The organism is Sphingorhabdus sp. Alg239-R122, assembly GCF_900537065.1.
Taxonomy (GTDB): Bacteria; Pseudomonadota; Alphaproteobacteria; order Sphingomonadales; family Sphingomonadaceae; genus Alg239-R122.
The window spans coordinates 24,782-38,002 of the sequence record NZ_UNRC01000004.1 but is presented as its reverse complement, the minus strand read 5'-3'; the positions used below and the strand labels follow the sequence as shown (position 1 = coordinate 38,002).

Here is a 13,221-nt window from a genome sequence, read left to right as displayed (position 1 = left end):
GTCCGGGCCGACCTAAAATATTTTGGTCAGCCCGGATAGACATATCTGAAATTATTTTAGTTCAGCACTATCCAGAGCTGACAGCTCAGAAATGGCGATGTCCATTTTCGTCCGCACATCGTCAGGTGCTGTAATCAGGCCATATTTTTTCAGGTAACCGTCACTGGAGCCAGCTTTCAGGAACTCCGTAACATACTCTTTCAGGTTGGGGATAACATTTACATGTTCACCCTTCAGGTAGATATAAAGCGGACGGGCACCCGGATATTCACCGCCAGCGATGGCGTCATATGTTGGTTGGACACCGGCCACCGGCATGCCGCGAATTTTGTCCATATTGGCTTCCAGATAGCTGTAACCGAAAATGCCAAGGCTATCGGGGTTGGCGGACAGTTTCTGGATGATCAGATTGTCATTCTCGCCTGTATCGACATAGGCACCGTCTGTGCGCACTTCGTGACATACTTCCTCGAACTTTTCCTTGTCGCTTTCTTTGAGCGCCTTGGTGGCTGCATCGGTTTTACAGCCGACTTCCATGATCAATTCGGTCAGCGCATCACGTGTGCCCGATGTTGACGGCGGACCGTACACATTAATTTTGGTGCTCGGGAAAGACGGATTAATATCTGACCAGTTTAATGCGGTGTTCGGTTTACCATATGGGTTGGCTGCAACGGCTTCGTAAATTTCTGCAGGGGTGAGTGAAAACTGCGTGCCTTCTTTGCTCTGCGCGACAGCGATGCCATCAATGCCGACAATGAATTCAACAATATTTTCGACACCATTTTCCTTGCAGCGTTCAAATTCGGATTTTTTCATCCGGCGCGAAGCATTGGCAATATCAGGCGTGTTTGGTCCGATCCCTGCACAAAAAAGCTCCATGCCGCCGCCTGTACCGGTCGATTCCAGCTTGGGCGACTTATAAGAGGGATCCAGGTTTTCAAACTGTTCGGCAACGGCCTTTGCAAAAGGATAAACGGTGGAAGAACCGACAATCTCAATATAATCACGGGCACTGCCCTGACCGGAGGATGCCTGATCATTACAGGCGGAAAGTGCGAGTACCGAAATACAGGCGATGCTCAGTTTCTTCATCATTTCAAGATTTTCCTTGTTCAAACAAAATAATGCATAGGAGTTGGCCGCGAATCTTGCCTGCACCGTCCCCTCTTGCTGGCTTTGCAAATAGGGTTGGTGCGTGTCCCGCACATGACAATAATATTACATTTTCATGACATGCTGCAGCTGCGTGATGTATGTGCTCGCCAAAGGCGTAGCGCCTATTGCTGTGTACCTGCCTGTACCCCAGCATTTTTGGGCAAGGAGATGGTGATGGTGGTACCCTTGTTTGGAATGCTGGCTATGTCGAAGCGCCCGCGGTGACGTTCGACAATATGTTTGACGATTGAAAGCCCAAGGCCAGTTCCACCCATTGAGCGGCTACGTCCCGAATCCACACGGTAGAATCTCTCCGTCAGCCGTGGCAGATGTTCAGGGGCAATGCCTTCTCCTTCATCAGCAATCACCAGCCGTTGCATCGCGCCATTGCGGCTGAGCGTCAGGCTGATGGCGATAGGCGTTCCATCACGGCCATATTTAACGGCATTGCTGATAAGATTGTGCAGCAATTGTGAAAGCTGGGCACGGTCACCAAATGTAGGAGGTAGATCAGGCGTGATATCAACAAGGATGTCGCGTCCATGCATGTCCGGACTGTTTACGAATACTTCCCGTACCTCACGAATGAGCTCACCCAGATCCACAGGTGAATCAGGTGCATTATGCTTTTCACTTTCAATGCGGGACAGCGAAATCAGATCATCGATCAGCTTCTGCATCCGTTGCGCTTCGCCAAACATCACACCCAGGAAACGGGTGCGCAGTTCCGCGTCATCACCGGCGCTATCATCTTCCAATGTTTCAATAAAACCCTTGATGGAAGACAGGGGTGTGCGAAGTTCATGGCTGGCATTTGCCACAAAATCGGTGCGCATTCGATCCACGGCATAGGACCCTGACTGGTCCCAAAGGAAAAGCAGTCTTTTGCCATCGCCGATTTTTTTAACCTGCATCTCCCAACGCTGGTCGCGGCTGCCAATACCCATAAGCATAATCGGACGACTGGTCTCAGGAATGGGGGTTTGGCTGATAAAGTCAGCAACGCTGGGGTGGCGGATGACCAGCCGTATATCCTCACCCACTATATGCTCACCAAGCAACTTGCGGGCAGCTCTGTTGGCTTGCTGCACAACAGGACCTGCAATAACCAGCACGGGATCGACGATGCCATTGATAAGCGGTGAAAATTGTGGGTGCTGGCTAATCGCCAATGCCTCATTTTTTAGTATTGGTGCTGCTGCCTGGGGGTTGGAACGTCTTTCAGACCTGTTCTCCAGGAGGATGATGATCGCAAACAGACCAGCTGACAGCGTCACAATAAGGCGCTCGACACCGCCACTCATATAAAAGCCAATAATAGCACCTGCGACAATGACTGCTGCCGCCAAAAGAATGCGGCCTGTTTTTTGCAAAGGCGAAGCGTCATATGCCATGGCAAGGCCTATACACTGTCTTCACGTCTGTTTGCGAGAGGAAAGGTCTGGCTTGCATCAAGCTGTTTCAGGGCGGGTATCAGTTCATCATAATGATCGATAATATGGTTTGCCCTCAGCGTCTTTACCGGTTGGTGCAGAAAGCCGAAACTGACGGCAATGGCTGGAATGTCTGCATTATGTGCTGCCATGACGTCATATATGCTGTCACCAATAAACACGGCTTTGCCGCCGCCGCATCGCCTTACCATTTCGTCAATCGGCGCACGATGGGGCTTGGAAAAACCCTTGCCCATGGTGTCGCCGCCAATCACGCAGCTAAACCTGTCAATCATGCCGATATTGGTAAGTAGCTTTATGGCAAACCCTTCGAACTTATTTGTGACAACGGCCATTTTCACGCCCATTGCGTCCAGTTCATCCATCACATTGACGAGGCCAGGATATGGCGGTGACGAGCTGCCTAGATTTTCTCCATAATGGGCAAGTAGTATCCGCAGATACTCTTTTAGGGTGTCTGCATTGACCACGCCGGTTTTTTGAAAACCCTGATCCAGCATATATTTTGCGCCCAAGCCAACCATAGGCCTGACGTCATCCTGCGTAAGTGGCGGACGTCCGGCTTTGGCCAACGCATGATTGACTGATGCAGTCAGCTCACCACTGGTGTCAAGGAGCGTCCCATCCAGGTCAAAACCGACAATATCGAAAGGAAAATTTGCCATAGGCGCTGTTCATGGCCTTAACATACTGGAATAAGCAAGCCCTTCATGCCATGGGGCTTTAACGGACTTGGTTTTGGGAGTGATGACATAATGACGATGGAACGACCATTGGCCGCCATCATACTGGCCGCAGGGCAGGGAACGCGTATGAAATCGCGCCTGCATAAGGTTTTGCACCCGATTGCAGGGCGCCCTATGCTGCAGCATCTTGTTGCCGAATTTCGTAAACTGGATTTACAGCGCACGGTTGTAATTACCGGTGCATCTGCCGAAAGTGTTGAAACGGCAATGTCGAATGAGAATTGCGAGTTTGCGCGTCAGAATGAACAGCTTGGTACCGCACACGCTGCATTGCAGGCAAAATCTGCCCTTTCGGGTTTCGCCGGTGATATTCTGGTCTGTTTCGGCGATGTACCGCTGTTGAAAGCGGCAACAATTGCGAAAATGCAGGAACGGCTGCGTGCAAATGATGCGCCCGCATCGGTGGTTCTTGGGTTTCGGCCACAGGATGCGAAAGCCTATGGCAGGGTAATCGCCAACAGCGATGGCCAGATTGAAAAAATGATCGAATATAAGGACGCCACAGACGAAGAGCGTCAGTGCGACCTTTGCAATGCGGGGCCAATACTGGCACGTTCCGAGGATCTGTTCGATCTGCTGGAAGCGATTGATAATGACAATGCGCAGGGGGAATATTACCTGCCGGATGTCGTCACTGTTGCTGACAGTCAGGGGCGGTCGTCCGCGGTTGTGGAAGCGGATGAATCCGAAGTTGCCGGGGTGAATGACAAGCTCGACCTCGCTGTGGCGGATGCATTGTGGCAGGCGGAAAAGCGCGAAGAAGTTATGCGCGCGGGTGTCACATTGCGCGATCCGGGCAGTGTGTTTTTCTCTTGGGACACTGATATCGCCGCAGATGTTATGGTTGAGCCATATGTTGTGTTCGGCCCGGGCGTAACAGTGGATGAGGGTGCAAATATACGCGCGCATTCGCATCTGGAAGGATGCCGGATCGGACCGTGTTGTGAAGTTGGCCCGTTCGCCCGCTTGCGTCCCGGCGCTGTGCTTGAAGAAGGCTCCAAGATCGGCAACTTTGTCGAAATGAAAAAAGCCGTTCTGGGCAAAGGCGCAAAGGCAAATCATCTGACATATCTGGGTGATGCGGACATTGGCGCTGGCGCAAATATTGGCGCCGGTACAATCACCTGCAATTATGACGGCTATTTCAAATATCGCACGGAAATTGGCGAAAATGCCTTTGTCGGATCAAACAGCGCACTTGTCGCACCTGTCAAAATTGGTAAAGGCGCGATAGTGGGTGCTGGTGCGACCGTGACGCAGGATGTAGCGGATGATGCATTGGCGCTGGTACGTGCAGAACAAACAGAAAAGCAGGGTTGGGCAAAGCGGTTTCGTGATGCGATGCTGGCTAAAAAGAATAAGGGTTAGATTATGTGCGGTATCTTAGGCATTCTGGGTAAAGAAGAGGTTTCTGACCGTTTGGTTGATGGATTGAAACGTCTGGAATATCGCGGCTATGACAGCTCGGGTATTTGCCTTTTCGTAGATGGTGAACTGGTTCGGCGCCGGGCAGAAGGCAAGCTTTCCAATCTGGTGCAGCGCATAGAGGATATGCCAATCAGCGGTACGGTCGGTATTGCGCATACACGCTGGGCGACGCATGGTGCGCCGACACAGGATAATGCACATCCGCACCTTGCCGGGGATGTTTCTGTTGTTCACAATGGGATAATTGAGAATTTTAAGGAATTACGTGAAGAATTAATTACTGACGGACGCGTTTTCGTAAGTCAGACAGACACCGAAGTTGTTGGTCATCTGATTGATCGTGAACTGCAAAAGGGTGCTGCCCCCATTGACGCTGTCAAAATGGTATTGCCGCGTCTGCGCGGTGCATTTTCGCTGGCGATGTTGTTCAAGGGGCATGAAGACCTTCTGATTGGTGCGCGCCTTGGCTCTCCGCTTGTAGTCGGCTTGGGTGAAGGGGAGAATTATCTGGGTTCCGACGCCATTGCCCTGGCGCCATTGACGCAAAAAATCTGCTATCTGGAAGAGGGCGACTGGGCTGTGCTGTCGCGGACAGATATGCAGATATATGATAAAAATAACAATGCAGTAACACGTGAAGTGACTATATCTGGGGCATCTGCTGTTGCGATTGAAAAGGGCAATCACAGCCATTTCATGCAGAAAGAGATTTTTGAGCAACCCATTGTGGTTGCGCAAACACTGCAAAGCTATTTGCGGCCGCTGGAAGAGCAGGTCGCGTTGCCGCAAATGGATTTTGATCTGTCCGAAGTGCGCCGCATCACGATCGTGGCGTGTGGAACGAGCTTCTACGCCGGAATGGTGGCAAAATATTGGTTTGAAAGTTTTGCGCGCGTGCCTGTTGATCTAGATGTAGCATCTGAATTTCGTTATCGCGAGCCGGTAATGGAAGAAGGCGGTTTGGCTTTATTTATCAGCCAGTCTGGCGAGACAGCGGACACATTGGCGGCGTTGCGCCATGCCCGTACAGAGGGGCAGAAAATTGCTGTTGTTGTCAATGTACCGACGAGTTCAATGGCGCGTGAGGCTGATTTGCTGCTACCCACGCATGCCGGACCAGAAATCGGCGTGGCTTCCACCAAGGCATTTACCTGCCAATTGGCGGTTCTTGCGGCATTTGCGGCTAATCTGGCCCGGGACAAGGGGCAAATGACGGCAAAAGAAGAGCGGGAAATAGTCCAACATCTTGCCGAGGCGCCGGCGGCGATGAATGCAGCCTTGGCTCATGATGAGGATATCGCCAGTATGGCGCATCTGATCGCCCCTGCGCGCGATGTGCTGTACCTGGGACGTGGTCCGGAATATCCGATGGCTCTAGAGGGGGCATTAAAACTTAAAGAAATCAGCTATATACATGCCGAAGGCTATGCTGCGGGCGAAATGAAACACGGTCCAATAGCGCTGATCGACGACAAAGTACCTGTAATCGTTCTCGCTCCGTCCGGGCCATTGTTTGAAAAAACGGTGTCGAATATGCAGGAAGTACAGGCGCGTGGTGGTAAAGTTGTCCTCATTTCTGATGCTGAAGGCCTTGCTGAAGCAGGCGAGGGCACTATCGCGACAATTGAAATGCCGAAGGTTCATCCACTTATCGCGCCCATGGTTTATGCTGTGCCGGTGCAATTATTGGCATATCATGTGGCGGTCGCCAAAGGTACAGACGTTGATCAACCCCGAAATCTCGCTAAATCCGTTACTGTTGAGTGATGTAGAACCAGGCAACAGCATTATTTTTGATAATTCGGAGCTTGCTTACTTTTCGATAACTGTTTGCGGTTATAGATTTTCCTGTGAGCAAAACTTCATCCTTCAGTACGCTGCCTAAACAGCTGCCCATGCTGGCTGTTCTGGGTTTGACGGATACCGCGGACGGTGACTGGTCGCGCGTGCGCGCGTTGCAGCAAAACGCCGTATCCAGTTTTACGCGTGCACGCTTGCTGGCCAACATTATTGGCGTAGTCATTGTTTTGCAGAATTTCTGGCAGAAAATAGAGCATTTTTATCTTGCTGGCTGGGTCGCTATTGTGGCTGCAGCGCTGGTCTTTTCAACCCGTGCATATGAACAAACCGGCTCCAACCCATACGACAAAAGTTCGCGGCAGAGAATAAATGATGTGGCACTTGGCGCGCTGGCTATGGGTGCTGTCTGGTGCATTCCTATGTTATTCTTCGCCTCTCCAGCATCACTGACCGACTATATCGTGACCTGGAGCGCTATGGTGGCGCTTATGGGCGCTTCGGCCTTGCTGATGTCTGCAGTTCCGCTCGGCACCATCATCTTTGTAACCATACTCACATTAGTTAGCGTTTATACATTCCAGCTTGCCGGTAATCCGATGATGGTGGGTGCGTCAATTTTTTATGGCCTCATGCTGGTGATGGCATCACTGCACAATGCCAAGTCCTATCTGATGTTCAAGATTTCGGAAGAAGGATCTGATGAAAAAGGTGAAGTGGTGAGCCTTTTGCTGCGTGAATTTGAGGAAAGTTCAGCAGACTGGCTGTGGCAGGTTAACAGTCAACGCAAAGTTGTACATATCAGTCCGCGTTTCGCCCATGCGCTTGGCCGTGAAGCCTCTGACATCGAAGGCATGTCTTTTGTTGAGTTGATTGCTGGTGATACATGGGAAACAGGCAATATTCCTTCATCCGTGCGTGATTTTGCAGAAAAATTAAAGCGTCGTGAGAGTTTCAGCAATTTCCTGGTCCGGGTGGAGATTAACGGAAATCGCTATTGGTGGGAGCTATCCGCTTCACCCAAGCTGGATGACAATGGAGTGTTCCTTGGCTTTCGCGGTGTGGGGTCAGACGTTACCGAACAACGTGAATCGGCGGAAAAGATATCACAGCTCGCTCGGTTCGACACACTTACAAACCTGCCAAATCGCCTGTTAATTACCGAGACGATGGCGAAGTCCATGCAGAATGCGGAAAAATGGAATGGCCGTTGCGCATTCATGATGATTGACTTGGATCGTTTCAAGTCGGTCAATGATACATTGGGGCATCTTGTGGGCGATAGGTTGCTGGCACACGTGTCACAGCGGCTCAAGTCAATCATGAGTGAAAATGAGCTATGCGGCCGGTTGGGTGGCGATGAGTTTGCCGTTGTCGTAAAAGACGCGTCTGAAGCAGGATATGTAGCCCGAATTGCCAACAAGATTATTGAAAGCCTGTCGCGTCCTTATCTGGTTGATCAGCATAAGCTATATATTGGTGCCAGCATTGGCTCCGCTATCGGTCCGCGCGATGGCCGGACGGTGGAGATGTTGATGCGCAATGCTGATCTTGCGCTTTATCGGTCCAAAGACGGCGGTGGCGGCCAGCACAGAGCCTATGAGCCACGACTGCATGTGCATGCCGAAGAACGTCGTGTTATGGAAATCGCTCTGCGCAGCGCTCTGGAAAAAGAAGAATTTTCATTGCTCTATCAGCCTGTAGTCAGTGCTGATACTGAAGGTGTGCAATGTTTTGAAGCGCTGCTGCGTTGGAATAATGAAGAATTCGGCAATGTATCGCCTTCCAAGTTCGTGCCATTGGCAGAAGAAGCCCGCCTGATAGGTGATATAGGTGAGTGGGTCATCCGCGAAGCCTGTAAGGAGGCCATGAACTGGCCGAGTAACATCAAAGTCGCAGTCAATGTTTCGGCGGAGCAACTCAGCAACCCTAAGTTTATGCCATCGCTTGTCGATGCACTGCGCGAAAGCGGATTACCTGCACAAAGGCTGGAGATAGAAGTCACAGAAAGCATCTTCCTGCATGAAGGCACTGGTGCGACAGATGTGCTGGAGGAGATACTCGCCATAGGCATCGGGCTGTCACTGGATGATTTCGGAACTGGATATTCGTCTCTTGGTTATTTGCGCAAGACACGCTTCAGTACCATCAAGGTGGATCGCAGCTTTGTGAAAGGCGCCGCCAAAAATGCGGCCGAAAGCCTGGCTATTATTCGCGCTGTGGTGGCGATGGCCGACAGTCTGGGCATGGCGACAACGGCTGAAGGCGCAGAAACGCGTGAAGAAGTCGAGATGATCAAATCACTGGGCTGTAAAAAAATACAGGGCTATTTTTATGGTCGCCCAATGGCAGCAGCGGATGCACGTAAATTATTCGCTTTCCCGGAATTGGATGCAAAAACGGCCAGCCTGTCGGCGGATTTTGTAAAACGCTCGTCCTGAGAGTCTAGCCAGCTGTTTCAAGCAGTGTTTTGATCAGCGATTCAAAAAGCCGCGCACCGTCGGTTCCGCCCTGAAGTTCTTCCACATGACGTTCAGGATGCGGCATCATGCCGAGCACATTGCCTTTTGCGCTCAATATGCCTGCAATATTGCGGGCCGATCCGTTGACATTTTCAACATAACGGAATGCCACACGGCCTTCACCTTCAAGTTGGTCCAGTTCACTTTCACTGGCAAAATAATTACCATCATGATGGGCGACAGGAATGATAATTTCCTCACCTTTTTCATAAGCAGATGTGAACTGAGAGTTGTCATTTTCGACTATAAGCGGCACTTCACGGCACACAAAATCAATACCTGAATTACGCATCAGGGCACCTGGTAAGAGCAACGCTTCGGTCAGGATCTGAAATCCATTGCAGACACCCAATATCGCTGTGCCGTTTTCGGCTGCCTTGACCACAGATTGCATGATGGGGGAGCGTGCAGCCATTGCGCCGCTGCGCAGATAATCACCATAGGAAAATCCGCCTGGGACTGCGATTAGGTCATAATTTTCTGAAAGAGAGGTGTCGCCATGCCACACGCGGGCAGGCGCATGACCGGATATTTTTTCGATTGCCACCGCCATATCGCGATCGCAATTTGACCCCGGAAACGTGATGACTGCCGATTTCATGCAGGAACACTTTCGGGCATTTTTTCAATGCGGTAATTTTCGATAACCATGTTTGCGAGGAGCTTTCTGCACATTGCGTCAATATCACCATCGCTCACATTATCTTCGACATCTATTTCGATAAAGCGACCGGATCGCACATCGTTAACGCCTGAAAAGCCAAGACCATCTAGCGCATGATGAATGGCCTTGCCCTGCGGATCAAGGACGCCGTTTTTGAGTGTTACGAATATACGTATTTTCATGGAAATCCCCGTTCGGTTGTTCCCGTCTGCGACGCGATTCCTATCGTGCTTCCTGCTAAAGCCATTAAGAGTTTTGGGCAAGAACGGATTTCACTGTCAGATATCCATTGCGGTAAGATTTGGTTAAGCGATGCAGCATTTTGTTAACCAATTGCTGATAAGCCCGATCATCACACGGTAATATCCCGTGCGATTAAGTATCTGAAAGGGACAATAATGGGCGCACTGGCAATAATGTTATTTATAGCTTTATTTGCATTTGGCGAAGACATTATGGGCTGGAACGACCCATCAGGTCAGGTCCAGCTTGCATTGTTCATGGCGTTCCTGTTCGGTATTATTGGTGGATACCGCACCAAAGGCTGACAGTCTTTCTTCTATTTCTTGTTTTCATGTACTGATTCGATACGCAGCGCATCTGCCGGATCGAGATATTCCTGTGCTAAAACCATAATATCCGAAGGTGTAATCGCCTTATAGACGGCTTCGGCTTTGCGAAAGCGGTCTAGCGCTCGCGGCTCGCTTTGTGCTTCATCAACTATGCCGATCCAGCGGCCATTTTCGCGGCGGCTGTCGGTGATGCGTTCCAATATCGGTGTGCGTGCGCGCTCCAGCTCATCCTGTGTTGCCGTATTTTCACGCATATCGGACACAATCTGCGAAATTACGTCTGCAACCTTGTCGATATCTGCAAAATCAACATTGCCACCTATCGCAAGATAGCCATAGCCGGGATAAAGTGATGAGGTGGCCGATGACGCACTGGGCGAATACGTTGCGCCCAGCTCTTCGCGCAACCGTTCTGTAAGCCTCAGCCGTAATATCGATGCGAGCATGGTCAGGCCGGCATCGCGTGGATAGTCTTTGTCATCGGTGGTCGGCCAATACAGATTAAGTATCGCCTGGTTCTCTTGCCCCGTATGATACACTTTGCGGACAGAGCGATCTGCCGTAAAACTACGCTTGCGGTTGGTGTTATAAGGTAAGAATTCAGCTTCGCGTGCAGGCAAGGCACCAAGTGTGGCGGCAACGGCGGAAATCACCTGCTGTTCATCAATATCGCCGACTATACCTACTTCAATGGCACCGTTTTCCAACCTGTTGGAAATGGTTTCGCGCAGCGTGGTAAAATCTGCTTTTTCTATGTCTTCACGTGGAATCGGAGTAAAGCGCGGATCATTGTTGGATAATATCGCACCAAGTTTATATCCAAGCGCAGAGCCTGGTGTGGCGTTGATACGGGCATAATAATTAGGAATGGATTTGCGATAGCGTGTAACGGCTTCCTCACGATATCCTGGCGCTGTCATATATGCCGTGAGCAGTTGTAGCTGCAGCTGCATGTCTTTTGGCGTGGTCGTAACATAGCTGCCAAAATAATCTGATCCGGAGGAAAAACCGAGTGATACTGACCGCCCGGCAAGCAAGCTTAACATGTCATCGACGCTATGTGCTTCCAGCCCACCATTGCCAAATATATTTATCAATGCAGTTCCATGCGGATTTTCAGCAGTGTCGAGCAGGCCGCCACCGTCAGCGCGTAGTGAAATGCGTACCCTATCATCTTCAAAATCAGTTTTCTTGATATTCAGGCGGACATTATTCTCGAACGTCACTGTACGGATATCCAGATCATCTATCCGACTATCCTGAACCACCTTACCGGGTGTCCCGAAGTTTGTATAAGCGAATTGCGTAACATCCTTGTCTTCTAAAGGGCTGACAGGCTCACTAAGGCTTGTCAGATATACCTGCCTCAGTTTCTCGGGCCCGCCATCAACACCAGCCTTGCTGGTAACATGGACAAGCGGTCTATCCAGAGACACAAGATCTGCCTTGACCGCAGCCAGCACATTTTCGGGTGTGATGGCTGGCACCGCGGCATTGAAGCGTTCCAGGCTGCTTTCAGGTGTTGTTACTATGGAATCGGAGCCAGCTGCGCCAATAATGGCGCTGGCCAGTGCGGTGCTACGGCGCGTATTCGCCGATTTTACGGCATTTTCCTGTCCGCTGCGGAAATTGGCAATCTGCTCGGCTATTTCTACTTCAGTAAAGCCATACGTCAACGCCGTACGGACCATTTTTTCTGCCGCTGCAAGTGCGTCTGTCACTTCTCCATCTTTGGCGGAGACCGTCAATGATGTTTCACGGCTGATTTCAAATATGTCACTGCTGCCAATACGGACGCTGGTGAAAGGCGCATTACCGCTGCGGATGGCCCGTCCAATTCGCCGCGATATAATAGAGTAACCAATATTACGCAGCAGGTTTTGCCGTCTTTCTTCGGCAGTGTCCGCTTTGTCTTTATAGGGAGAAAACCTGACCAAGCTAACAGTTTCGCCAATAGCGGGATTGGTAAATTCGTTATTTTTTTCGGTGCGATCGAAATCGATATGCCCATAATCAGGATCTGGAATTTCGCCATTTTTTGCAGCCCAGTCACCAAATTTCGATTTTATTTTTTGTTCAATGGCATCGACATCCACATCACCGACAATAATAAGTGTTGCGCGGCCGGGCGTGTAATATGCCTCGTAAAAGTCGCGCAACCTCTGTGCGGGTGCGGTCTTAAGCACTTCTTCCGTGCCGATCGGGCTGCGCACCGGCAATTTTGTATCAGGAAGCAGAAATTCGACACGGTTATTGAAACTGCGCAGCGCATAATTGTCACGCGTGCGCCGTTCTGACAGGATTACGCCGCGTTCACGATCAACGGCTTCGGGCTCAAACAATATCTCGCTGGCTGTTTCACGCATCAGGAAAAGCGCAGTGTCAATCAATCCAGCTTCTACATTGGGCAGGTCCAACGTGTATCCTGTCCGGTCATAACCGGTAAACGCGTTGGTATCCGCTCCAAAAGCAAGGCCGTAGCGCTCTAGAATCTTGACCATTTCACCTTCGGGAACATTTGTTGTTCCGTTAAATGCCATATGCTCAATAAAATGAGCGAGTCCTCGCTGATCATTTTCCTCAGCCATGGACCCGATGTCGAACAGGAAGCGGATGACAGCGCTGTCCTGCGGAGTTTCATTGTGGCGGATGGCATAGCGCATGCCATTGTCCAATACGCCATAGCGCACGGCTGGGTCGGGTGCGAGATCGCTTTTGTCAAACCCCCATGCTGATGTGACTGCCGGCGAATGGGTTTTCGATTGCACAGCTTTGACTGAAACCGGCGCCGTCGACTCCGGAATCGAAGTGGCACATCCGGCAAGTAACATAGGAAAAGCAAGGGTGAGCAGGCATGGACGCCAATATGGAAATATCATG

10 protein-coding genes are annotated in these 13,221 nt (G+C 50.6%); 4 read left to right on the top strand and 6 right to left on the bottom strand.

The window, feature by feature from the left end; translation table 11 throughout:
• Positions 1 to 51: 51 nt before the first annotated feature.
• The 3 genes from G6Q15_RS05665 to G6Q15_RS05655 all read right to left on the bottom strand — a co-directional run bounded on the left by G6Q15_RS05665 (position 52) and on the right by G6Q15_RS05655 (position 3,277).
• Positions 52 to 1,098 carry a substrate-binding domain-containing protein gene (locus G6Q15_RS05665; RefSeq protein ID WP_164116600.1) on the bottom strand — a complete coding sequence of 349 codons (1,047 nt, stop codon included), beginning with the start codon at positions 1,096 to 1,098 and terminating at the stop codon, positions 52 to 54.
• Between the two features lie 182 nt (positions 1,099 to 1,280).
• Entirely contained in the window at positions 1,281 to 2,552 is a 1,272-nt protein-coding gene (locus G6Q15_RS05660; RefSeq protein WP_240330775.1) for an ATP-binding protein, read from the bottom strand.
• A gap of 8 nt (positions 2,553 to 2,560) precedes the next feature.
• Positions 2,561 to 3,277: an HAD-IA family hydrolase gene (locus G6Q15_RS05655; protein WP_164116598.1), complete on the bottom strand. Its 717-nt coding sequence runs from the start codon at positions 3,275 to 3,277 to the stop codon at positions 2,561 to 2,563.
• A gap of 45 nt (positions 3,278 to 3,322) precedes the next feature.
• On the opposite strand from G6Q15_RS05655, the gene glmU reads away from it, so the two are divergent.
• From glmU to G6Q15_RS05640, 3 genes are all read left to right on the top strand, one after another.
• A complete protein-coding gene (gene glmU, locus G6Q15_RS05650; protein ID WP_240330774.1) occupies positions 3,323 to 4,726 on the top strand; it encodes a bifunctional UDP-N-acetylglucosamine diphosphorylase/glucosamine-1-phosphate N-acetyltransferase GlmU in 1,404 nt (467 codons plus the stop codon).
• 3 nt (positions 4,727 to 4,729) lie between these two features.
• Positions 4,730 to 6,553 carry a glutamine--fructose-6-phosphate transaminase (isomerizing) gene (gene glmS / locus G6Q15_RS05645; RefSeq protein ID WP_164116596.1) on the top strand — a complete coding sequence of 608 codons (1,824 nt, stop codon included), beginning with the start codon at positions 4,730 to 4,732 and terminating at the stop codon, positions 6,551 to 6,553.
• Positions 6,554 to 6,636: 83 nt separating this feature from the next.
• On the top strand, positions 6,637 to 9,024 hold the full coding sequence (locus G6Q15_RS05640; protein WP_345940289.1) for an EAL domain-containing protein: 2,388 nt from the start codon (positions 6,637 to 6,639) through the stop codon (positions 9,022 to 9,024).
• A 4-nt stretch (positions 9,025 to 9,028) separates the two neighbouring features.
• Here G6Q15_RS05640 and purQ read toward each other — a convergent pair whose 3' ends face one another.
• Entirely contained in the window at positions 9,029 to 9,706 is a 678-nt protein-coding gene (gene purQ, locus G6Q15_RS05635; protein WP_164116595.1) for a phosphoribosylformylglycinamidine synthase subunit PurQ, read from the bottom strand.
• Entirely contained in the window at positions 9,703 to 9,951 is a 249-nt protein-coding gene (gene purS, locus G6Q15_RS05630) for a phosphoribosylformylglycinamidine synthase subunit PurS (RefSeq protein ID WP_164116592.1), read from the bottom strand. Before purS ends, purQ begins: the two co-directional genes overlap by 4 nt.
• Positions 9,952 to 10,185: 234 nt before the next feature.
• Here purS and G6Q15_RS12280 point away from each other — a divergent pair, with 234 nt between their 5' ends.
• Positions 10,186 to 10,317: a hypothetical protein gene (locus tag G6Q15_RS12280; protein ID WP_275897590.1), complete on the top strand. Its 132-nt coding sequence runs from the start codon at positions 10,186 to 10,188 to the stop codon at positions 10,315 to 10,317.
• A gap of 11 nt (positions 10,318 to 10,328) precedes the next feature.
• Here G6Q15_RS12280 and G6Q15_RS05625 read toward each other — a convergent pair whose 3' ends face one another.
• The gene (locus G6Q15_RS05625; RefSeq protein ID WP_205518100.1) at positions 10,329 to 13,109 is read right to left on the bottom strand and encodes a M16 family metallopeptidase; all 2,781 of its coding nucleotides are present in this window, start codon (positions 13,107 to 13,109) and stop codon (positions 10,329 to 10,331) included.
• Positions 13,110 to 13,221 lie beyond the last annotated feature (112 nt).

Excerpts from the sequence above, each read along its gene's own strand:
- purS (WP_164116592.1), bottom strand. The coding sequence starts at position 9,951 with ATGAAAATACGTATATTCGTAACACTCAAAAACGGCGTCCTTGATCCG.
- glmS (WP_164116596.1), top strand. The coding sequence starts at position 4,730 with ATGTGCGGTATCTTAGGCATTCTGGGTAAAGAAGAGGTTTCTGACCGT.
- purQ (WP_164116595.1), bottom strand. The coding sequence starts at position 9,706 with ATGAAATCGGCAGTCATCACGTTTCCGGGGTCAAATTGCGATCGCGAT.
- G6Q15_RS12280 (WP_275897590.1), top strand. The coding sequence starts at position 10,186 with ATGTTATTTATAGCTTTATTTGCATTTGGCGAAGACATTATGGGCTGG.
- G6Q15_RS05665 (WP_164116600.1), bottom strand. The coding sequence starts at position 1,098 with ATGATGAAGAAACTGAGCATCGCCTGTATTTCGGTACTCGCACTTTCC.
- G6Q15_RS05660 (WP_240330775.1), bottom strand. The coding sequence starts at position 2,552 with ATGGCATATGACGCTTCGCCTTTGCAAAAAACAGGCCGCATTCTTTTG.
- glmU (WP_240330774.1), top strand. The coding sequence starts at position 3,323 with ATGCCATGGGGCTTTAACGGACTTGGTTTTGGGAGTGATGACATAATG.
- G6Q15_RS05655 (WP_164116598.1), bottom strand. The coding sequence starts at position 3,277 with ATGGCAAATTTTCCTTTCGATATTGTCGGTTTTGACCTGGATGGGACG.